Source organism: Aeromonas sp. 600282 (genome assembly GCF_049175755.1).
Taxonomy (GTDB): domain Bacteria; phylum Pseudomonadota; class Gammaproteobacteria; order Enterobacterales; family Aeromonadaceae; genus Aeromonas; species Aeromonas veronii_A.
On record NZ_JAAKVR010000003.1, the window covers coordinates 93,739 to 114,616 of the forward strand.

Here is a 20,878-nt window from a genome sequence, read left to right on the forward strand (position 1 = left end):
GATGACACATATGATTACCCGAATGTTGGCTGGCGCTGTGCTGATAGCAGGCAGCACGCTACCGGTATTGGCCGATCAGGGCAAGATGGTGACCCTGGCGGATGTGACCCAAGGGGATGCTGCCGCCAATATCTGGGTCAGCGGCACGGTGGCGAGTCGCCAGCAAGCGGCGCTCAGCGCCGAAGTGAGCGGCCGGGTGGAGTGGATCGCCGAATTTGGCAGCCGGGTCAAAAAAGGGGACGAGCTGCTGCGCCTCGACAGTACGGCGCTGCGCCTCTCGCTGGAGCAGGCTCGCGCCGAGCAGGCGAAATGGCAGAGCAACCTGCGCTTCGCCCGCGCCGAATCCCAGCGGATCACCCGGCTGCACCAGCAAAAGAGCGCCTCCCAGAGCCAGTACGACAAGGCCAGTTACGATGTGGAGCAGGCCGCGCTGGCCGAGCGACTGGCCGCCATACAGGTAAACCAGATTGAAGAACAGCTGCGCCGCAGCCACATCTATGCCCCGTTCGACGGGGTGGTGAACAACCACTTCATCCAGCCCGGCGAGCATGTGGACGCGGGCGAGCAGGCGCTGGAGCTGGTCAACCCGGATCAGCCGGATATCCGCCTGCAGGCCCCCATTCTCTGGGCCCAGCAGCTGGCGCCGCAAACCCGGCTGCGGGTGGAGGGGGAGCAGTTGAGCGGTCACGGCGTCTATTACCAGCGGGCCGCCAGCGCCGATCCCAAATCGCGCCTCATCGAGCTGCGCCTCAAACCGGAAGCGGGCAACTTCATCATCGGTTCGCCGGTACGGGTTGCCCTGCCACTGGGGGATCAGCAGAGCATGCTGCTGCCCCGGGACGCTCTGGTGCTCGGCACCGATGGCAGCGTGGTCTATCAGGTGGCGAGAAGCGGCAAATCGCTCAAAGTGAATCGGGTGCCGGTCACCGTGCTGTTTGGCGACAGCCAGCAGGTGGCGGTGAGCGGCGCCCTCAAGCAGGGGGATCGGGTGGTGGTGCGCGGCGCGGGCAGCCTGCAGGATGGCGACACCATAGCGCTGTTCAAGGGCTAACCACGCTCGACGCAGGCTGGCCAATCTTTGCCCGCTTGACCCGGGACATACAGCCAAACGGGCCACAGTTTGCTATCTTGGCGGCCATCACTCGCGTTTAGAGCAATCAACACCCATGAGCATTATTTTGGGCATCGATCCGGGATCGCGGATCACCGGATACGGGGTTATCCGGGTCGTGGGCGGCAAGGCCGAATACCTGGGCTCTGGCTGCATCCGCACCGATTGCGGCGAGCTGCCGGAGCGCCTCAAGCAGGTCTATGACGGGGTATGCGAGATCATCACCCAGTTCAAACCCACCGAGTTTGCCATCGAGCGGGTCTTTATGGCCCGCAACGCCGACTCGGCCCTGAAACTGGGGCAGGCCCGGGGCAGCGCCATCGTCGCCGCGGTCAACGCCTATCTGCCGGTGAGCGAATACTCTGCTACCCAGATCAAGCAGGCAGTGGTGGGCACTGGCGGTGCCGCCAAGGAGCAGGTGCAGCATATGGTGACCCATCTGCTGAAACTCTCCGCCACCCCGCAGGCGGATGCGGCGGATGCCCTCGGCGTCGCGCTCTGCCACCTGCACACCCGCCAGAGCCTGATCAAGATGGCCGGCCGTGCCAGCAGCTCGGTACGTGGCCGCTATCGCTGAGCCCTTGTGTCGTCCACGACTCATCTCGGTATCGCAAAATAAAAAACCGCCCCGTAAATCCGGGGCGGTTTTTTATATTTCCCCACATAACGGGGCCATCACTGATGGCCCCGTTATGTTTCTCATGTTGAATGGATTTGCTCTACCCCACCTCCTCCAGCGCGCCGATCAGGGCGTCGAGCCCCTGGTCAACCTTCGAGCGTGGGCAGCCGACGTTGAGGCGGATATAACCTGTACCTTCCGGGCCGTAGGTGTCGCCGCGCATGATGGCGACCCGGTATTTCTCCACCAGCAAGGCTTGCAGCGCATCCATCCGTTCGGTGGTGTCGATGCCAAGGCCCCGCAGGTCAATCCAGGCGAGATAGGTTCCCTCGGGCACCCGATAGTCGATGGCGGGGAAGGCTGCATTGAGCCGCGCCACCACCTGGGTCAGGTTGCCATGCAGATAGCTTTTCAGCGCATCGAGCCAGGCAGCGCCGTCCCGATAGGCGCTGATATGGGCCAGCACCCCGAGAATGGGGGGCGATGAGAGGCCATGGGCCGCCTTGAGCCGCTGCAGATAGGCGGCCCGCACCTCGGCGTTGGCGATAAAGGCATAGGCACCGCCAAGGGCGGGAATATTGAAGGATTTGGAGCCCGAGCTCACCAGTGCCCAGCTATCGTCCGGCGCCACCTCGCTCCACGGCAGATAGCGGGCAAAGCTCACATCCATATGGATGTCGTCCGAGATGACCTTGACCCCGTGGCGCTGGCAGATGGCGGCCATCCGGCCCAGTTCATCCCGCGTCCAGACCCGGCCGGTGGGGTTGTGGGGGCTGCAGAGCAGCAAAATCCGGCAATCGGGGCGGGCTGCTTGCTGCTCGAAGCAGCCCCAGTCGATCTGGTAACTCCCCTCTGCTTTTTTGAGCGGGCATGGCAGCAGCACCCTGTCGTTGGCGGCCAGCATATTGCCGAAGGCGTCGTAGGCGGGGGTATGCACCAGCACCCCCTCCCCCGGCGCCGACCAGAGGCTCACCAGCTGGGCAATCACATAGATGACCGAGGGACCGTAGACCAGCGTCTCGGGGTCGAGGCTCGCCCCGTAGCGGTGGGCAAACCAGTTGCTCACCGATCCCTTGAAGTCGTCGTGATTCCAGCGGCTGTAGCCAAAAACCCCGTGCTCAAGGCGGGTTGCCAGGGTCTGGCGAATGCAGGGGGCGGTCGCGAAATCCATGTCGGAGATGGTAAAGGGGAGCAGGTCGGCATGGCCAAAACGGTCGGCTACATAGTCCCACTGGGTGCAGTAGGTGCCGTGGCGGTCGACCACATGGTCGAAGTCATAAATATCGTGCATGAAGTTTCTCCCTCCATAAACAGGAGACATATTGGGAGAGGCAAACAAGGGGGGCTTGCGCCCCCCGTTCGGTTCTTATTGGCCGATTCAGGCCCCCATCAGGCTCTGCAGCTGGTTTTTCACCAGATGCACCTGCGGGCCGATCACCACCTGCAGGTTGTGCTCGTCGAGCTTGATCACCCCGATGGCGCCGTTGGCTTTCAATACCTTGTCATCGACCCGGCTCATGTCCTGCACCGACATCCGCAGGCGGGTGATGCAGTTATCGAGCGCCAGAATGTTATCGGCACCGCCCAGGGCGTTGAGGATGATTTCACCGTTGTAACCGCTGTTGCCGGCCTTCTTGCCTGCAGGCTGGGCAGCTTCGCTGGTTTCAATCTCGCGGCCAGGGGTTTTCAGGTTAAAGCGCACGATGGCGAAGCGGAACACGCTGTAGTAGATGGCAAACCAGATGGCAGCCGCGACCGGCACCAGATACCACTTGGTGGCGGTGCCTTGCAGCACGCCGAACACCAGAAAATCGATGAGGTTGCCGTCAGTGTTGCCGATGGTGACGCCAAGCAGCCCCATGGTCATAAAGCCCAGACCGGTCAGGATGGCGTGAATAACGTAGAGTACCGGCGCCACGAACAGGAACAGGAACTCCAGCGGCTCGGTGATACCGCCGATGACGCAGGCCACTACGCCGGAGACCAGCAGCGCCTTGATCTTGCCGCGATTTTCCGGACGGGCACAGTGATACATGGCGAGCGCCGCGCCCGGCAGGCCGCCGAGGAAGGCAGGCATCTTGCCCTGAGAGAGGAAGGAGGTGGCAGAGACCGAGAAGCCGCTGGTGTCGGCGCAGGAGAGCTCGGCGTAGAAGATATTGAGGGCGCCGCTCACCTCGTGACCGCATACCAGCTGGGTGCCGCCCGCTTCGGTAAAGCGGATCAGCGCCACCAGAATGTGGTGCAGGCCGAGCGGCAGCAGCAGACGCTCACCGGTACCGAACAGGAAGGGGCCGAAGGGACCGGCGTGGGAGATGAGCGCCCCGATGCCATTGATGCCGGCAGCAAACCAGGGCCAGACGAACGGCACGACCAGACCGACCACACCCAGCACCAGCGCGGTGATGATGGGCACGAAGCGGGCACCGCCAAAGAAGGCGAGCGCATCGGGCATCTTGTAGGTGTAGAAACGGGCGTGCAGTTTGGCGACGATCACCCCGACGATGATGGCCCCCAGAATCCCGGTGTCGATGGAGCTGATGCCGAGGATCGATTTCACCCCGTAGGCCTTTTCCGCCGCCGCGTCACCGATGACGTTGGCCACGGTCAGGTAGAAGTTGATGGAGAGGTTGAGCGCCGCATAGCCGACGAAACCGGCAAAGGCCGCGACCCCCTTCTCTTCCCGCGCCAGCCCCAGCGGAATGGCCACCGCAAACATCACCGGCAGGTAGATAAAGGCCACCAGCCCCACCTTGGTCATCCAGAGGAACAGCAGTTGCAGCACGGTATTGTCGAGGAAGGGCATGCTCTGCTTGACCGCATCGCTGGTGAGCGAGCTGCCGACACCGAGCAGGATGCCCGAGAAGGCCAGCAGGGCGACCGGCAACATAAAGGTCTTGCCGAGGCTCTGCAGGAACTCCCAGATGGTGGATTTGGCTTGAGGCTTGGCCATGAAACGGCTCCTTGTGAATAAACAGCAATATCTGCGGCTGCCCTCCCCCGCTCGAGGCAATCTCGAAGCAAGCTCGAAGTAAAGGCGCGGGTCAGCATCAGGTTTTGCTGGATGATAAATCGTTTTATCAAACTACAAGTGCCGACAAGATCACAGAATAAGGGGGCTGTCTGGCAGCAGGATCCAAATTTGTGAGCCGGATCGGCCCAATGGTGATGTAACGTTTCACTTGAGCATCTGAGCAGGTATGCTGGAGCCTCGCTTTCAACTGTCCGTCGTCCGTTCGCCCTATGTCGCCCAAATCCCTCTCTGCCAAAGCCACCAAGATCACCGATGTCGCCCAGCGGGCGGGTGTGTCGGTCACCACCGTCTCCATGGTGCTCAACGGCAAGGGGCGCATCTCGCCCGCCACCGCCGAGCGGGTGCAGCAGGCGATAAAAGAGCTCGACTATGTGCCCAACAGCGCCGCCGCCAACCTACGCAGCCAGCAATCCAATCTGGTGGGGCTGATCCTGCGCGACATCACCGACCCCTTCTATACCGAGGTGACCGCCGGGGTGAGCGAGGTGCTGGAGCAGCAGGGCTATCTGCTGTTTCTGACCCAGTGCGGCCACAGCCCGGAACGGCTGCAGCAGAGCATCCACTCCCTGTCACGGCAAGGGGTGGCGGGCATCATCTTCAATCCGGTGCGCGGCGCGGCGGCCAAAACCCTGGAGACTCTGCTCGACTCCGAACTGCCGGTGGTGTGCGCCGCCCGCTCCTACTATCGCGATGACGTGGACTTTATCGGCCCCGACAACACCCACGCCGCCAAGCAGGCCACCACCTACCTGATCGAGCAGGGCCACCGCCATATCGCCTATGTCGGCGGGCGGGCCGACTCCCTCACCCGCGCCGAGCGGATCGGCGGCTACTGCGCCAGCCTGCTGCAATATGGCCTGCCCTTCAAACCGGAGTGGGTACTGGAGTGCGAGCGCACCCAGCGCAGCGCCGCCGACACCATCGCCCAGTTGCTGCACCAGCACCCCAAGGTGACCGCCGTGCTCTGCCACTACCCCGAGGTGGCGCTCGGCGCCATCTATGGCGTCGAGGCGAGCGGCCGCACCGTGGGCAAGGACAACTACATCGGCCAGCAGGTGGCCCTGCTCGGCTTTGACGACGTGGCGGAGGCCGAACTCACCTCCCCCGCCCTCACCTTTGTCAGCTCACCGGCCCGCGAAATCGGCCGTCAGGCGGCAAAACGACTGCTGACCCGGATGCAGCAACCCGAGCTCGCCCCCAACCGCCATATCATCACCCCCAATCTGCAGAAGCGTGAGTCAGCCTGAGCGAGGAGGCTTACAGAGTAGTAAAGGGGGCCTGAACCACAAGCTGGATGAGTAAAGCGGCCTTATCTGCCGATGCCCACCCCATCACTCATGGCATCCCCATATATGACAAAACACCGCCAATTGGCGGTGTTTTGTCATTGCTATAAGAAGCCGTGCCATCTATTTACAGCAACGCCTCACCATAGCGGTTGGCTTCATCAGAACCTTTTTGCAATTTAATCAGCAGCAATAGCACAAATCCGATAATGGGGACAGCACCGAGCAGCAAATACCAACCAGTACGATTGGTATCATGTATCCGACGCACAGCCAGCGCCGCACAAGGAATAATGGTCAGCAAGCCATACACGCCAAGTTCATAATTTATATGATCCGGGGAGTTGAATAACTGCGTTAAAATCACAGCAATCACGGTATGGAACAGCAAGAACATAAAGTATTCCTGACGTGATGCACGCCCGTGGAAATTAAAGTAGTTTTTAAATGCCTTAAAATAAAAGTTCACCACACACCTCGATATAAGTACCTGAACAAAAATATTGTTGTGCCAATTTTAATGCGTTATGTCGCAATTGGCCGGAGCAGTTCAACAATAACCAGTAGCGTTAGCCGTACCAACACAATAAACATTATTAAAAGATATTAACGCGAAAATATAAAAAACGAGGATGGCGCAGCGTGTCCTGGCAGATGGCTCACTTGCCGCCAGCCTCCCCTTTCGCACTGGATGGGAGCCTCGCAGCTTGAGAGAGGTGGCTTGCTCACCGCATCAGCGAACGTGCTTGAAAATGGGCGTTTGGCCGCCCACACCACTCACTAACCTCATGATTTAATTTATTTTAATAGTTTTTAATAATTATTTTTGGTTGGTATCTCACTGGACTGGCCAGTTAGGCTTCAGGTCAGAAAGCAACGTTCCACATCACAAATGCCAAACAGGTGAGATATGAAAAAAAGTTTAGCCATCCTTGTTACCATGACCTTGCTGACCACAGGCTGCTCGAATATCAGTACCCGTGATGCCTTGATTGGTGCAACAGCATTGGGTGCAGCCGGTGCGATTGGCTATTATGCCGGGCATCATAAAAAATCAGGAAAAGAGAGCGGCTCAGCACAATTCGATCAGCAAGATTTGACCGGCATGCGTGAAAGCCAGGCCAGTGATCAATTGCAGCAACATGGATTTCATATGGTCGATGGCTGGCAAAATGATCACGGTAACCATGCCTCCTTTGCCATCTGGTATAACGACAACTCTCATCAATGTTTGCAGTTGAAAAGTGTTCATGGTGACGTAAAAAATGCCTCTGACACACGCAATGAAAATTGCCACGCCTAATTTAATTATCATTATTAACAGGAACATCCCCATGAAAATGAAATCTTCTAAATATATTGCTATCGCTGTTTTGCTGAGCACCTCTGGTTGTGCATTGCCGATAATGGCGGCCGACACGGCCGATCTTAATTATCAGGATATTGGTTGGGTCAAACAGGAACTGAGCGACCGCGGTTTTGTAAAAGGTTCTGCCCCCAGCAGTACCGTCGAATATTGGTGGAACCAACAAGATCAGCAGTGCATCCGCCTAGCCGTCAAACATGGCAAGGTCAATGACATCAGTGACGAGCAACGTGATGAGTGTGGCGCTGTCGTACAACGCTCTCACTCTTCAACCCCGAGTCATGACCACAAACAGCGACTTGCCGTCAACCAGATGCCCAGCTACTGCCTGAATTTTGCTGCCGAAGATCTGGGAAGATACAAGGATGATGTCAGCACCCTGCCCGCCGAAAAAAGCCATGGCAAATACGTGGTGCCGGGGCAGAGTGACGAGATTTTCTTCGAGTGCACCTTTAGCAAAGATGGCTCATTCCTCGGCATGAACCTCAAACGCTAACCCCCCTCTTCCTCTGCTCAGGGCGGGAGTCTGTTGTGACGGCTCCTGCCTTTACTCACGATCTGCAACAACAGAAGCCTGTCAGGCACATATGTCCCTTGACAAAAAAGAGCCTCCCCCGTCAGAGTTCACTATCAAGTTGACCTTCAGCATCATGACTCTCGAGACGCTCACCACGCCATGCTTCCGGATCAGGATTCCCATTTGCACTCTTTCGGCCGATTCGTGCTGGACACCAAACAACTTACGTTGACCCGACGCCAGGATGGCGAGCCATCGGTCATGCGTGTCTCTGCCGCTGAAGCGCGTCTCCTGCATTATTTTCTCACGCATGCTGGCACCTTGCTCAGCAAAGAAACGCTGCTGCAAACCGGCTGGCTGGGTCGACCGGTCAGCGCCAGTTCACTGCCAGTCGCCATCGCCAACCTGCGCCGCTATCTCGATACCCCGGAACAAGAGGCGGTGATCAGAACCTTGCCGCGGCAAGGCTATCTGTTCATGCTTGCCCCCGGCGCTGTCGCTGTGCAGGAGGCCGAGCTAGCCCAGCCGCAAGCAGCCCGTGAAGAAGAGGCTGCTGCCACGCCTGTCATGTCAACCGCGGATGACCCAACCCATCCGGTATCTGCAACGACAAGCAAAGAGCCAAAGCCGCTCCCGCTGTCCAGCTGGCAGCAAAATCTGATGCTGATCATGATGGGGGGATTTGTGCTCCTGCTACTACTGACAGGCATTTACTTGAGTACTACCTGGGTCACCGTCAAATGCGAGCCGGCCGGAGAAGGGATCCTTTGCCATACCCAGAAGCCAGCCAGCCAACTGCCGACCCCAAAACAGGGGGAGATCTGGTTGATGGTGGGTGACGAGCAGGCAAAATTTCAGGAGAAACAGCGATGAAACGTAGTTTATTGACTCGACTGCTCTATGTGTCGAGTTCGCTGGGGATGCTGCTGGTCTCGCTGATACTGCTAAATAGTCTGGGTTGTGACTATGAAATGCGTCTGTCGTCCAAAGAGGCTGATTATTATGCCGTTTGCCGAGCTGGCAAATTTACCGTCATCGAACGTGAACACGGCTCCAAAGCGACCTGGATGGTCACGGCATATCAGGCTGTGCTGGGTAGCCAGCTCATTTTCTTCGTCACTGAACGTTCTCAGGTTGAAGCCCCCCAGACCAAATCACCTTTGAGTGACCTTAACAAGATGCATGGCAGCTTCACCATGCCCCTTAACTATGGCTGGAAGAAGCTGACCCCCGACCATATCGCCATTTTTCAACAGTCGCCTCACCCGGAAATACTGCAGGGCCATTTTGAGGGTTCACTGGATTTCTACCACAGGTTCTGGCCTTCGGTACCGGTGAAAGCACAGTAAATTCCCGCTCCAGACCCAGCCCCCCAAGATAGAAGGTGAGCCTGATCACCTCTTTGCAGCGAGTGAATTGAGAGTCAAGTGGAGAGGCATATGATGGGAGCCCCTTCTCTTCACGAGCCCCTTTATGAGCAACCCGCACGACCAGAACCCGCCGAGTGAAATCCATCGCTGTGACAAATGCAGGGAGCGCACCCGCCATATCGTGGTATTGGTGCCACGGGATCACAGCCAGGACATCATGCCCAAGGATCCGCGCAAAGCCTTCTGGCAAGCCTTTACTTCCAGCAGCATCACCAACTGGGCGTTTGGTGAAACACTGGCCTACCAGACCCCCCATGTAAAACATCTTATCTGCGAACGCTGCGGGGAGAAGTTTCTGGAGTATTGATGGCTCCAGTCTGTCATCCGTCACACAACCAACCGAATAAACTCCCGCTATCAAGCAAGTAGTTTGTTGATCCTTGGCAGGTTTTTACCTGCTGCCGGTTTTGCATTGCCCCCACCTTGATTACCATGGCTCACTTGGCAACCGGGATTGGGAGGGACGTTGCCGAGATCGCTCTGGCCACCATAGCGCCATCCCCTCCCGCCACATCGCCGGTTAACAGCAGCAGAGTGGAGGCTGTCGTCCAGGGGCGGTAGCGTGCCAGCAAGAAATGGGATGTAGCGATAATTTCCTCGTGACCGTCCAATTACGCTTCGACAATCCGACCGACAAAACTGAACAATCAAAGCGGTAAAAAACATGATCGATCACAAGCGATTCCAGAGATTGGTACAACAGCTCTACTCGACAGTAGAGGAGCTTGAAGAAATGTTTCCGGGGCGACACTTTACGCCCGATGGCCATATGGTCGGCAGTATTGGCGAATGTCTGGTTGCTGATGCTTACGGGTTAGAATTGATGAATGCATCAAACAAGGGATATGACGCTTTATCTCCATCCGGGCTGCAAGTTGAAATCAAAGCCACGCAGGCAAAATCAGTCGCCTTCCGCAGCCAGCCAGAACACACCATCGCCATCAAAATTCTTCCCAACGGCACATTCGAAGAGATTTTTAATGGCCCGGGAAACTTTGTATGGCAGCAGTTTGACGGGAAGCCCCTGCCCTCAAATGGTCAATACCAAATCTCTCTTAACAAGCTCAAAGAATTAAACAAGCAGGTTGATAAATCGCAGCGGATCTTAAGAGTCACCCAATAGAACCCGTTCACAGGATGAGGTTCCCCTCTCCGGCAACAGAAAAGGATCCCCGCCGTTATGTTTGAGTACGTCGAAAAACTGCAAGCGCGCATCGCTACCATGGTCAGCCAGAACGAAGCCGGGATCCGGCAGGCGGCCCACTGGTTTAGCGAGGCCATCGTCCACAACAAGATGATCCATATGCTGGGCACCGGGCACTCCCATATGGTCGGGCTGGAGGGGTTTATCCGTGCCGGTGGCCTTGGCAATATCAACGCCGTGCTCGACTCCACCGTCACCACCGCCGATGGTGCCCTGCGCAGCTCGGCGCTGGAGAAGCTGCCGGGGCTTGCCGCCATCCTGTGGGAGGAGCAGCCGATTGCGCCGGGGGACCTGATGGTGGTCATCTCCAATTCGGGTCGCAACGCCCTGCCCATCGAGTGGGCCCAGCTTGCCAGAGCGCGCGGCCACAAGGTGATCGCTATTACCTCAGTGGCGCAATCGGCGCAAAACCCGAGTCGTCACCCTTCTGGCCAGAAACTGATGGAGCTGGCCGATCTGGTACTGGACAACTGCGTGCCGCCGGGCGATGGTCTGTGCGAAGTCAATGATCGGGTCACCGGCGCCTTCTCCTCCATCTCCGGCATGGTGCTGATCAATACGCTGGTAGTCGAAGCGCAGAAACTGGCGCTGGTACAAGGCGTCACCCCACTTATTTTCTCCAGCCAGAATGTGGATGGCTTTAATAACGATGATGTTTACCGCCATTTCCAAGGGCGATTGAAGTCGATGTAAATATCTATATAGGTTTTTTGAAATTAAACCATCAACAAAAATTGAGATCACATAGTGGCAGATTATATAAACAAGAACATCCTTAGCCAGGCTTATATTCATGTTGAGCCGAGAGGTATGGAAACCGATGAACAGTTAGAGTCATTCAAGGAAAATTTAAGAATATTTTCCTTGACTCGCACTGAGTTCTTTTTATCTGAAGGTCTTGAGATCAATGTTGAGTTTGAAGATGGTTCAATAAAAGCTCGTGTAACTGTAATTGGCACACTAATGCTTCTACTTCAAGGTATTAGTTCTTATAAAGACTTCAGAGAGGGCCTTCAACTTCTGTACTCTGATGCAAAATGGCTATCGGATGCCATCATATCGGAATCTTTATATCAAACTAAGGCAAAACATCATGATGTAATCAGAGTGGAGGCTAGAACTGGAATCATTGGCTCCATTCATAAAGTTTTTAATAAATTGGAAAGCATTAAACGTGGAGCAAAAGGAGCTATGCTCGCCACAGATATTGTGGATAAAATTGATGATGCGCAAAATGAAATACTAAAGTTAATGGATAATATCTGTGATTTAGCTGATAAGGATTTAGTAGCAAAAGAATGCATTGCTTTGGTTAAGGAGCTACCAGAAACACCTGTACCACCCAAAGATAAAGAAAATAAAATTTATGCTATCGACGAGTACAGACGCAAAAAATTAAATCTAATCGGCGAAATAGAAATCCATCTAATGGCTGATGAGTAACATAAAATTATCTATAACGCAGATGTGCGGTGATACCTAATTTGACCATAAATCCTGATGGCCCGTAGGTTCGAATAGCGAAGCGTATTCGGACATTCGCTTCATCACCTCTACTTTCCAGCCTCCAGCAATCTGTTCCAAAAAAGAGAGCTCATAGATGAAACGAATTCTGATTATTGGCAACTCGGGATCGGGCAAGAGCTGGTTGGCGGCTCGATTGGCTGAGGGGTTAACTATCCGCGAGGTCAATCTGGACCCCATTGTCTGGCAGCCGGGCGGCTTTAACCAAAAACGGCCCCAGCATGAGATTGACCATGCCATTCAAACTCTTGCTCAAGAGCCCTCATGGGTGGTCGAAGGGGTATTTGGTGCCCTGGCCGAGCAACTGCTTGATGCCGCCGATACCCTGCTTTTTCTGGATCTCGACTGGTCTGTATGCCGTGATTCACTGCTATCGCGCGGATCACAAAGTGCCAGGCAACGGGATGCAGTGGCCGCCGAAGAGAGCTTTCAACAACTGCTGGTGTGGGCATCTGAATATGGGCAGCGAGCCGGTAAAAGCTCTCGCCAATTCCATCGCGAGCTGTTTGATCGATTCCCAAACGACAAGCACCGTTTCACGACTCGCACAGAGGTAAATAGCTATCTCACACAACTGATCACTCATAGCTAACGGGGTAGAGGATGACGCAACAGGAGCTGGCGAAAATGGGGGGCGCTTCAGTCAATATCCAGCTGCTGGATGGCAAGCCCTGTATCAGAAAAAGCGGCGCATCGCCTGTCGAGCGCCATTTCTACCAACGCGCCGCACTGCATTTGAGCGGGCTCAACACACCTGCCCTGCTCAAGGTCGAAGGGGACACCCTGTTCCTTGAGCAGATCCCTCATCCGGTCACACTCACGCAGCTGCACCGCAACGAACAGACCTTTGCTCAGCTGGCCTGCCTGCATAACGCCAACTATCAACCCGACTTTGCGGTGAAAAATCACGGCTGGTCGCTCGCCGACACCGACGAGGCGCTCTCTGTACTCTTCCTGCCGGAAGCGGTAAACGAGAAGATCCGCCATATCCAGCAACTTGGTCACGAACTATTCGAGGAGTCATGCCTGATTTCGGGAGACAGCAATGAGGGCAACTGGGGCACCCGCAACAATGGTGAGCTGGTGTTGTTTGACTGGGAGCGATTTGGTTATGGCAGTCCGGCCATCGATCTGGCCCCGCTGGTGCCGCGGATGGGTTCGCTGGCTGAATATGAAACCATCATTGAACGCTATCTGTGCCACAGTTCGCTGCTCTCTGGCGAGCGGTTGCTGCGCCATCTCGTCATGGCCAAGTGCTGGCTGATTATTGAAGTCACCAATCTGCTGACCAGAAGGGAGAAGCCGCAGGCACAGCAATATCTGGAGTGGTATCGGCAACAAGTGCCCCGCTGGTTAGAGTCGGTGGCGCATATGTTGTAATCCGCAGGTTCGAATAGCACAGCGTATTCGGACGTTCGCGTTATCACCTCTCTCTTTTCAGCCATCCCTCTCTTGCCACCACACTTTCTTCCCAAACAACGCCCCTCTGCGCTCGCCCAGCCAATGCGATTGGCCTCCGCCATCAGGCGCATAAAAATCCTAATCCGCCCGACGAAATGGTGACTTTTTGTGAGAAGGGTCACATCTGATAACGCCTTAAAACCACATATAAATCCAGACCCCGCTGGTGATTAATTTATTGGCATGACGCATTACAAACCTGGCTTCGAGGCCAACCATAATCCATTTGTCTGTTTTTAAAGAAAAAATCAGCAATGACCTGAAAATGGTGAGTCCTGCCTGAAAACGGGATCTTCATCACATCGCGTTTTACTGCGCACAAAAATCCAGTGATTAGCACATTTGTCCGATAGGGAGGGGGCGAGCGAGCCACGATAATGAACAGGTCATTTTTATCCAGTACGTCGATACGTACTCACGCATAGCTTCCGTCACCGGAAGCGGGGAGAGCGCCATGATCACCACCTTGATCAATGAACATCTGATCAACCTCGATTTGAAAGCGACGCGTAAGGAAGAGGTCTTCACCGAAATGGCCCGCCTGCTGGCGTCGCAAGGCAAAGTCAGCGACGAGCAGGCCTTTATCAAGGATCTGTGGGCCCGCGAAGAGCTGGGTAACACCGGCTTTGAAGAGGGCGTGGCCCTGCCCCACGCCAAGAGTGCGGCGGTGTGCAATCCGGCGGTCGCCATCGGCATCAGCCGCAATGGCATCGAGTACGGCGCCGAAGATGGCAAGCCGTCCCACATTTTCTTTATGATCGCCTCCCCCGATGGCGGCGCCAACCACCATATCGAAGTGCTGGCCGAGCTCTCCGGCAAGCTGATCGAAGAGGGCTTTATCGCCAAACTGCTGGCGGCCAACACCCCGGCCGCTGCGCTGGCGCTGCTGCTGACCAAGAAAGAGGAGCAGAGCGCGGCCCCGACCACCAGCAAGGGCTTTATCATCGGTGTCACCGGCTGCCCGGCCGGTATCGCCCACACCTATCTGGCGGCCGAGTCGCTGGAGCGCGCCGCCAAGGAGCTGGGTTATGAGGTGAAGGTGGAGACCAACGGCTCCATCGGCGTCAAGAACAGCCCGACCGCAGACGAGATTGCCCGCGCCAGCGCCATCGTGGTCGCCTGTGACAAGCAGGTGGACATGGCCCGCTTCGCTGGCAAGCCGCTCATCAAGACCGGCGTGAAAGCCCCCATCAAGGATGGCAAGGGTCTGATCGAGCAAGCACTGAAAGCCCCCGCCTATGTGGCTGGCAAAGAAGATAAAAAAGGTGAAGAGAAGAGCGCGGGTGGCAGTTCCGATCTCTATCGCTACCTGATGAACGGCGTATCGCACATGATCCCGTTCGTGGTGACCGGCGGTCTGTTGATTGCGCTGGCACTCGCCATCGGCGGCAACCCGACCCCGAGCGGCATGCAGATCCCGGAAGGGAGCATGTGGAACCAGATCCTCAACGTGGGCGTGGCCGCCTTCACCCTGATGATCCCCATTCTGGCGGGCTATATCGCCTACGCCATCGGTGATCGTCCGGCGCTGGCACCGGGCTTTATCGGCGGCTGGATCGCCAACAACGGCAGCTTCTACGGCGCTGACGCCGGTACCGGCTTTATCGGTGCCATCATTGCGGGCCTGCTGGTCGGCTATCTGGTGCGCTGGATTGCCACCCGTCAGTACCACAAGATGGTGCAACCGCTGGTGCCAATCCTGATCGCCCCCATCGTCGGCTCCCTGTTTATCGCTGCGGTCTTTATCTTCATCATCGGCGCCCCGATTGCCGACATGATGACTGGCCTGAACGCCATGCTGCTCTCCATGAGCGGTGGCAGTCTGGTGCTGCTGGGTATCGTGCTGGGTGGTATGGCCGGCTTTGATATGGGTGGCCCGGTCAACAAGGTGGCCTTCCTCTTCTCGGTGGGCATGATTGCCTCCGGCCAGACCCAGTTTATGGGCGCCATGGCCTGCGCCATCCCGGCTGCGCCCCTTGGCATGTCGCTGGCTACCGTACTCGGTCGCAAGCTCGGTATCTTCGATGCCTCTGAAATCGAAGCGGGCAAAGCCGCCGGTGCCATGGGTCTGGTGGGTATCTCCGAAGGGGCGATTCCGTTCGCCGCCCGTGACCCGCTGGCCGTTATCCCGGCCAACATTCTGGGCAGCATGACCGCCGCCGTGATGGCCTTCCTGTTCGGCATCACCAACAGCGTTGCCCACGGTGGCCCCATCGTGGCCCTGCTGGGCGCCGTCAACAAGCCGCTGCTGGCCCTGCTCTGCATGATCTGCGGTGCCATCGTCACCGGCGTGGTGGCGGTTGCCCTGAAAAAACTGCGGGTCAAGAAGAGTGACGAGGTGACCCTGGCCAAGGCGGCCTGAGTGCCCCCTCGCCATCGCGGCTCGTAAAACATGACAAGAGGCCACCCCACGGGGTGGCCTCTTGTTTTTGGGATGGCTGGCGGGCCTTTCCCCAATATCGCCACCTGAGAATTGGTGGTCAATCAGCCCTCTCCCTTCACTTTTCCCTTAACTTCTCCCCTTACCTTTCCCTGGCTCCCTTCTGGCCAATCCATCCCACCTCCCCAGCCCAGACCAGCACTCGTACAGAGCGCCAAACTGGCTGAAATGGCAGCAATCCGGCATCAGCGGTGTGATGTTTCTCACGCTTTGTCCGCGAAAGCGCAAAAACTAGGAAAATTTCCTAGCCCCACTAGGGATGGCTCTCAAGCCATTTTTTGCCCCTCTTATTAGAGTCACCTCACCTGATGTCGTGACCCGCACCGCGACGGGCAATGTGCCCCGTCATCCCGTGCCGGGCCCGGGTTTATATGGATGGAGCGTCGAGCGCTGCAACGGCTGACAGCCCCGATGTTCCGTTCCCCCTTCCGTGGCGTGACCTCAAACAACCTATCCACAAATGAGGGGCGCGGCGGAAATACCGTCTATCTCGCAGAGGATGAACGAAGATGTTGAAATTGCTCCAACAGGTCCGGGTCCCCACCCTCGACCTGCCGGTCGAAGCCCGGCGCAAGCTCTGGTTCAAGCCGTTTATGCAATCTTATCTGGTTGTATTTATTGGCTATTTGACCATGTATCTGATCCGCAAGAACTTCAACATTGCGCAGAATGACATGATCCAGGAGTACGGTCTCTCCATGACCGAGCTTGGCATGATCGGCCTTGGCTTCTCCATCACCTACGGGGTGGGCAAGACCATCGTCTCCTACTACGCCGATGGCAAGAACACCAAGCAGTTCCTGCCGCTGATGCTGATCCTCTCCGCGCTCTGCATGCTGGGCTTCAGTGCCAGCATGGGCGGCACCGGTTTCAGCCTCTACTTCATGATCTTCTTCTATGCCCTGAGCGGTTTCTTCCAGAGCTGTGGCGGTTCGTGCAGCTACTCCACCATCACCAAGTGGACCCCTCGCAACAAGCGCGGCACCTATCTGGGCATGTGGAACCTCTCCCACAACGTGGGCGGTGCCGGTGCGGCCGGTGTGGCGCTGTTCGGTGCCAACTACCTGTTTGATGGCAACGTGCTCGGCATGTTTATCTTCCCCTCCATCATCGCGCTGATCGTCGGCTTTATCGGCCTGCGCTTTGGTAGCGATTCGCCGGAAGCCTACGGCCTTGGCAAGGTGGAAGAGCTGTTTGACGAAGTGGCGAGCGAAGAGGATATCGCCACCGAGGAGCAGAAGCTGACCAAGTGGCAGATCTTCGTGAAGTACGTGCTGCTGAACAAGGTGATCTGGCTGCTCTGCTTTGCCAACATCTTCCTCTACGTGGTGCGTATCGGTATCGACCAGTGGTCTACCGTCTATGCCCACCAGGAGCTGGGCTTCTCCAAAGACGTGGCTATTCAGGGCTTTACCTTCTTCGAAGTGGGCGCTCTGGTCGGCACCCTGATGTGGGGTTACCTCTCCGATCTGGCCAATGGCCGTCGTGGTCTGGTTGCCTGCGTGGCGCTGGCGCTGATCATCGCCACCCTGGGTCTCTACCAGCATGCGACTACCCAGTTTATGTTCCTGGGCTCCCTGTTCACCCTGGGCTTCCTGGTGTTTGGTCCGCAACTGCTGATCGGCGTCGCCGCCGTGGGCTTCGTCCCCAAGCAGGGCATCAGCGTGGCCGATGGCGTCAAGGGGACCTTCGCTTACCTCATCGGTGACAGCTTCGCCAAACTGGGTCTGGGCATGATCGCCGATGGCACCCCCATCTTCGGTCTGACCGGCTGGACCGGCACCTTCGCGGCGCTGGATATCGCAGCCGCCGCCTGTCTGGTACTGATGGGTTGTGTCGCGGTCGCCGAAGAGCGCAAGATCCGCCGCATCAAGCGCGAACTGAAAGCCGCCGAACTGGCCGCCCAGACCGCCTGATAGCCATAACAACAGACGCAGATTGTTCAGGGCCACCCACCGGGGTGGCCCTTGTTGTTTGGAGCAACCAGCCACCCGACTGGCCCGGAATGAGCCTGCACTGCCGTTCAAGGGGCAGGCATATCCCCATCAAGATCCCACTTTTCATATGCGCTTTTGGTAAAAGCCCCCCGCTGGCGCTATCTTGTTGCTCCCCCTTGTCAGCATCACAGAGAGCAGATGAAGATCGTCGCCGTCACCGCTTGCCCGACCGGTATTGCCCATACCTATATGGCTGCCGATGCCCTGCAAAAAGCCGCCACTGGGCTGGGACTCAAGATCAAGGTCGAGACACAGGGCGCCATGGGCATGGAGAACATGCTGACCGCCCGCGATATTGCCAGCGCCGACCTGGTGCTGATTGCTTCCGATATCGAGATTGAGCAGAAAGAGCGCTTCCTCGGTTGCACCATCCATCAGGTGAGACTGGAAACTGTGCTGCTGGATGCCAACGCCGTACTCAAGGCCCTGCCGATCCCGGTCTGATGCTGACCCGCGAAATTACCTTCTACTGCCAGCAGGGGTTGAGCATCACCCAGGCCAAGCAGTTGAACCGGCTGGCGGGGATGTTCAAATCCACCATCCGCTGTGCCAACCTCACCCGGCGCCAGACCGTTGCCGCCAGCAACCAGCTCTCCCTGTTGACCCTCGCTACCCAGCCCGGCGATCTCTGCCAGTTGCAAATTGAAGGGTGCGATGCCGAACTGGCCCACATGGCCTTTACCTGCTGGTGCGGGGAGCTGGGTCAACCGCTGGTGCGCCCGCGCACCGCCGCGCTGGCGGAGTTGCGACTGGCAAATGCCCTGCCCGACTACCATTTTGCCCTGCGCCAGCTGGCCTACAGCCCAGTGCCGCTAACTAAGGCCGAGGCGCTCGAGCATCTGATCGATCTGCTGCCCGCCGAGCTGATCACCGACCGCGCCACACTGACCGCCGCGGTGGAGCGGCGCGAGCAGGTCTCGGCCACCATCATCCGCCCCGGCCTTGCCATGCCCCATGTATTGAGCGAAGGGATCAGCCAGCCAGCGCTGACCCTGCTCAATTGCAAGGCGCCCATCGAGTGGGGCTCTCAAATCGGGCCGGTGCAGACCATTATTCTGCTGGCGGTGCCGGTTGGCAGCGGACGGGAGACCCTGCGCCCCCTCACCCGACTGGCGCAGGCGATGATCGATGATGTGGTCAGCCACGCCCTGCTGTTGGCGGGCTCGGCCCCCGCCCGTCAGGCTATCGTCATCGAGAGCCTGCTGAGCTAGGCGAATTGGCTCTGGGCGCTGCTTGCTGTAACGCCAGCCATTCATCCTGCCCTCAGCACCCTGTGGTACACTCGCTGCCATCGTCTGTCTGAAGTGTGTATCCGATGAAATCTCCCCGCTCCCGTCTCTCTGTCAGCCGCGCGCCGCGCGATAACGCCCCACGCTCGGCAGCCAAACCAGCCGCCCCCCGCCATGCATCCCCCCGCAAACCGGAGCTGGCCCCAGAGGATCGCAAATTGCTCCTGCTGAACAAGCCCTACATGGTGCTCTGCCAGTTCACCGACGAGGCGGGCCGCGAGACCCTCAAGGATTACATCAAAGAGCCCGGCATCTACGCCGCAGGGCGGCTCGATCGCGACAGCGAGGGGCTGCTGCTGCTCACCAACGATGGCAAGCTGCAGGCGCGCCTCACCCAGCCGGGGGAGAAGACCCCCAAGACCTACTGGGTGCAGGTGGAAGGGATCCCCAGCGAAGAAAAACTGGCCGCCCTGCGCGCCGGGGTGGAACTCAATGACGGCATGACCCTGCCCGCCGGGGCCCGCATCATGGATGAACCTGCGGTGTGGCCGCGCAATCCGCCCATTCGCGAGCGCAAGGAGATCCCCACCAGCTGGCTGGAGATCAAGATAGTGGAGGGGCGCAACCGGCAGGTGCGGCGGATGACCGCCCATATCGGCCACCCCACCCTGCGCCTTATTCGCTACGCCATCGGTGACTGGACCCTGGATGGTCTGGCCCCCGGCGAGAGCCGTGCCCTGCCCGCCCCCGAGCTGGCGCCGAGCTCCAACAGCCGCCCGCGTCCCTCCTCATCCCGTTCAGGCGCTCATACCGCCAAACCGGCCAAACCGGCCAAACCGGCCAAACCGGCCAAACCGGCAGGGGAGGCGCCACGGCGGGCCAGCCAGCCGGGACGGGACGAACGCCCCCGCAGTACTCACCCAACCGAGCGTTCAACTTCAAACCCGACCAGCGGCAAACCCCGCAGCAGCGGGCGAGGAACGGCACGCAGACCCGCCCGTACGGGCAATCCCAATAGCAGCGACAAGGAGTCATGATGAGCAATCAGGCAGAGCAATCGGCCACCAGCCACGCCCGCATGGAGGCGCGCCTGACGGTCGCCGCCTTGGTGCAGTGGCAGGGGCGCTTTCTGGTGGTGGAAGAGGAGATAAAAGGCCTGCGCCGTTTCAACCAACCCGCCGGCCATGTGGAGCAGGGGGAAAACCTGCTTGAAGCGGCCTGTCGTGAGCTGAAAGAGGAGACGGGGCTGACCGCCATGCCGACCGCCTGGCTTGGTACCTATCTGTTCAAACCGGCCGACAGCGATGCCACCTATGTGCGCACCGCCATCATCTTCGACCTTGAAAAAGCGCCGGGTCAGCACCATCCAGAGGATCCTGACGGCGATGTGCTGGCTTGCCACTGGCTTACGCTGGAAGAAATAGCGGAATGCAAACCGGCCCTGCGCAGCCCCTTGGTGTGGCAGTGCATTCAGGATTATCTGGCGGGGACACGGCTGCCGCTCTCGGCCCTCAAAGCCTTTATCTGAGGCCATTTGACACTCTTTTTCGGTGACAAAGGCCAACAACAGAAAAACGATTTCCTGCTATCAGGCTCCTGATGGGAACTGCGGCATGGATATGTGACCGGGGGCGCAAAACTCTGGTAGAATACGCCCCGTTTA

General features: G+C 57.8%; 22 protein-coding genes. 19 read left to right on the forward strand and 3 right to left on the reverse strand.

What is annotated here, in order from left to right; genetic code table 11:
- The first annotated feature begins 1 nt into the window (after nt 1).
- Both G5137_RS04840 and ruvC read left to right on the forward strand, forming a co-directional pair.
- Nucleotides 2-1,051, forward strand: coding sequence for an efflux RND transporter periplasmic adaptor subunit (locus G5137_RS04840; RefSeq protein WP_266134033.1), 1,050 nt, complete (start codon nt 2-4; stop codon nt 1,049-1,051).
- 115 nt (nt 1,052-1,166) lie between these two features.
- Nucleotides 1,167-1,688, forward strand: coding sequence for a crossover junction endodeoxyribonuclease RuvC (gene ruvC / locus G5137_RS04845; RefSeq protein ID WP_005334512.1), 522 nt, complete (start codon nt 1,167-1,169; stop codon nt 1,686-1,688).
- A 142-nt stretch (nt 1,689-1,830) separates the two neighbouring features.
- On the opposite strand, the gene G5137_RS04850 is transcribed toward ruvC, so the two are convergent.
- Both G5137_RS04850 and malX read right to left on the reverse strand, forming a co-directional pair.
- Complete coding sequence (locus G5137_RS04850; RefSeq protein WP_266134034.1) at nt 1,831-3,021, reverse strand: MalY/PatB family protein; 1,191 nt, start codon at nt 3,019-3,021, stop codon at nt 1,831-1,833.
- An 87-nt stretch (nt 3,022-3,108) separates the two neighbouring features.
- Entirely contained in the window at nt 3,109-4,680 is a 1,572-nt protein-coding gene (gene malX / locus G5137_RS04855) for a maltose/glucose-specific PTS transporter subunit IIBC (protein ID WP_115522584.1), read from the reverse strand.
- Nucleotides 4,681-4,970: 290 nt separating this feature from the next.
- On the opposite strand from malX, the gene G5137_RS04860 reads away from it, so the two are divergent.
- Nucleotides 4,971-6,008, forward strand: coding sequence for a Mal regulon transcriptional regulator MalI (locus G5137_RS04860; protein ID WP_103252222.1), 1,038 nt, complete (start codon nt 4,971-4,973; stop codon nt 6,006-6,008).
- 166 nt (nt 6,009-6,174) lie between these two features.
- On the opposite strand, the gene G5137_RS04865 is transcribed toward G5137_RS04860, so the two are convergent.
- The gene (locus G5137_RS04865) at nt 6,175-6,519 is read right to left on the reverse strand and encodes a DUF805 domain-containing protein (protein WP_323137613.1); all 345 of its coding nucleotides are present in this window, start codon (nt 6,517-6,519) and stop codon (nt 6,175-6,177) included.
- A 438-nt stretch (nt 6,520-6,957) separates the two neighbouring features.
- On the opposite strand from G5137_RS04865, the gene G5137_RS04870 reads away from it, so the two are divergent.
- The 16 genes from G5137_RS04870 to G5137_RS04945 all read left to right on the forward strand — a co-directional run bounded on the left by G5137_RS04870 (nt 6,958) and on the right by G5137_RS04945 (nt 20,743).
- Complete coding sequence (locus G5137_RS04870) at nt 6,958-7,350, forward strand: hypothetical protein (protein WP_143233440.1); 393 nt, start codon at nt 6,958-6,960, stop codon at nt 7,348-7,350.
- Nucleotides 7,351-7,381: 31 nt separating this feature from the next.
- Nucleotides 7,382-7,909: a hypothetical protein gene (locus tag G5137_RS04875; RefSeq protein WP_266134035.1), complete on the forward strand. Its 528-nt coding sequence runs from the start codon at nt 7,382-7,384 to the stop codon at nt 7,907-7,909.
- A 180-nt stretch (nt 7,910-8,089) separates the two neighbouring features.
- On the forward strand, nt 8,090-8,803 hold the full coding sequence (locus tag G5137_RS04880; protein WP_266134036.1) for a winged helix-turn-helix domain-containing protein: 714 nt from the start codon (nt 8,090-8,092) through the stop codon (nt 8,801-8,803).
- The gene (locus G5137_RS04885) at nt 8,800-9,279 is read left to right on the forward strand and encodes a hypothetical protein (protein WP_076491456.1); all 480 of its coding nucleotides are present in this window, start codon (nt 8,800-8,802) and stop codon (nt 9,277-9,279) included. Before G5137_RS04880 ends, G5137_RS04885 begins: the two co-directional genes overlap by 4 nt.
- Nucleotides 9,280-9,403: 124 nt before the next feature.
- Entirely contained in the window at nt 9,404-9,667 is a 264-nt protein-coding gene (locus G5137_RS04890; RefSeq protein ID WP_421255016.1) for a hypothetical protein, read from the forward strand.
- 357 nt (nt 9,668-10,024) lie between these two features.
- Nucleotides 10,025-10,483 carry a DUF6998 domain-containing protein gene (locus G5137_RS04895; protein WP_421255017.1) on the forward strand — a complete coding sequence of 153 codons (459 nt, stop codon included), beginning with the start codon at nt 10,025-10,027 and terminating at the stop codon, nt 10,481-10,483.
- Nucleotides 10,484-10,540: 57 nt separating this feature from the next.
- On the forward strand, nt 10,541-11,257 hold the full coding sequence (locus G5137_RS04900) for a sugar isomerase domain-containing protein (protein ID WP_421255018.1): 717 nt from the start codon (nt 10,541-10,543) through the stop codon (nt 11,255-11,257).
- Between the two features lie 54 nt (nt 11,258-11,311).
- A complete protein-coding gene (locus G5137_RS04905; RefSeq protein ID WP_421255019.1) occupies nt 11,312-12,007 on the forward strand; it encodes a hypothetical protein in 696 nt (231 codons plus the stop codon).
- A gap of 157 nt (nt 12,008-12,164) precedes the next feature.
- The gene (locus G5137_RS04910; RefSeq protein WP_421255020.1) at nt 12,165-12,680 is read left to right on the forward strand and encodes an AAA family ATPase; all 516 of its coding nucleotides are present in this window, start codon (nt 12,165-12,167) and stop codon (nt 12,678-12,680) included.
- Nucleotides 12,681-12,691: 11 nt separating this feature from the next.
- Nucleotides 12,692-13,468 (forward strand): phosphotransferase family protein, encoded by a 777-nt coding sequence (locus G5137_RS04915; protein WP_421255021.1) that lies wholly within the window; start codon nt 12,692-12,694, stop codon nt 13,466-13,468.
- 535 nt (nt 13,469-14,003) lie between these two features.
- Nucleotides 14,004-15,911 carry a fructose-specific PTS transporter subunit EIIC gene (locus tag G5137_RS04920; protein ID WP_421255022.1) on the forward strand — a complete coding sequence of 636 codons (1,908 nt, stop codon included), beginning with the start codon at nt 14,004-14,006 and terminating at the stop codon, nt 15,909-15,911.
- 587 nt (nt 15,912-16,498) lie between these two features.
- Nucleotides 16,499-17,905 carry a hexose-6-phosphate:phosphate antiporter gene (uhpT, locus tag G5137_RS04925; RefSeq protein WP_005334609.1) on the forward strand — a complete coding sequence of 469 codons (1,407 nt, stop codon included), beginning with the start codon at nt 16,499-16,501 and terminating at the stop codon, nt 17,903-17,905.
- Nucleotides 17,906-18,124: 219 nt separating this feature from the next.
- Entirely contained in the window at nt 18,125-18,430 is a 306-nt protein-coding gene (locus G5137_RS04930) for a PTS fructose transporter subunit IIB (protein WP_042082449.1), read from the forward strand.
- A complete protein-coding gene (locus G5137_RS04935; protein ID WP_159157324.1) occupies nt 18,430-19,197 on the forward strand; it encodes a PTS sugar transporter subunit IIA in 768 nt (255 codons plus the stop codon). Before G5137_RS04930 ends, G5137_RS04935 begins: the two co-directional genes overlap by 1 nt.
- Nucleotides 19,198-19,301: 104 nt before the next feature.
- Complete coding sequence (gene rluE / locus G5137_RS04940) at nt 19,302-20,252, forward strand: 23S rRNA pseudouridine(2457) synthase RluE (RefSeq protein WP_421255023.1); 951 nt, start codon at nt 19,302-19,304, stop codon at nt 20,250-20,252.
- Entirely contained in the window at nt 20,252-20,743 is a 492-nt protein-coding gene (locus G5137_RS04945; RefSeq protein WP_201298755.1) for an NUDIX hydrolase, read from the forward strand. The genes rluE and G5137_RS04945 overlap by 1 nt, the downstream gene beginning before the upstream one ends.
- Nucleotides 20,744-20,878 lie beyond the last annotated feature (135 nt).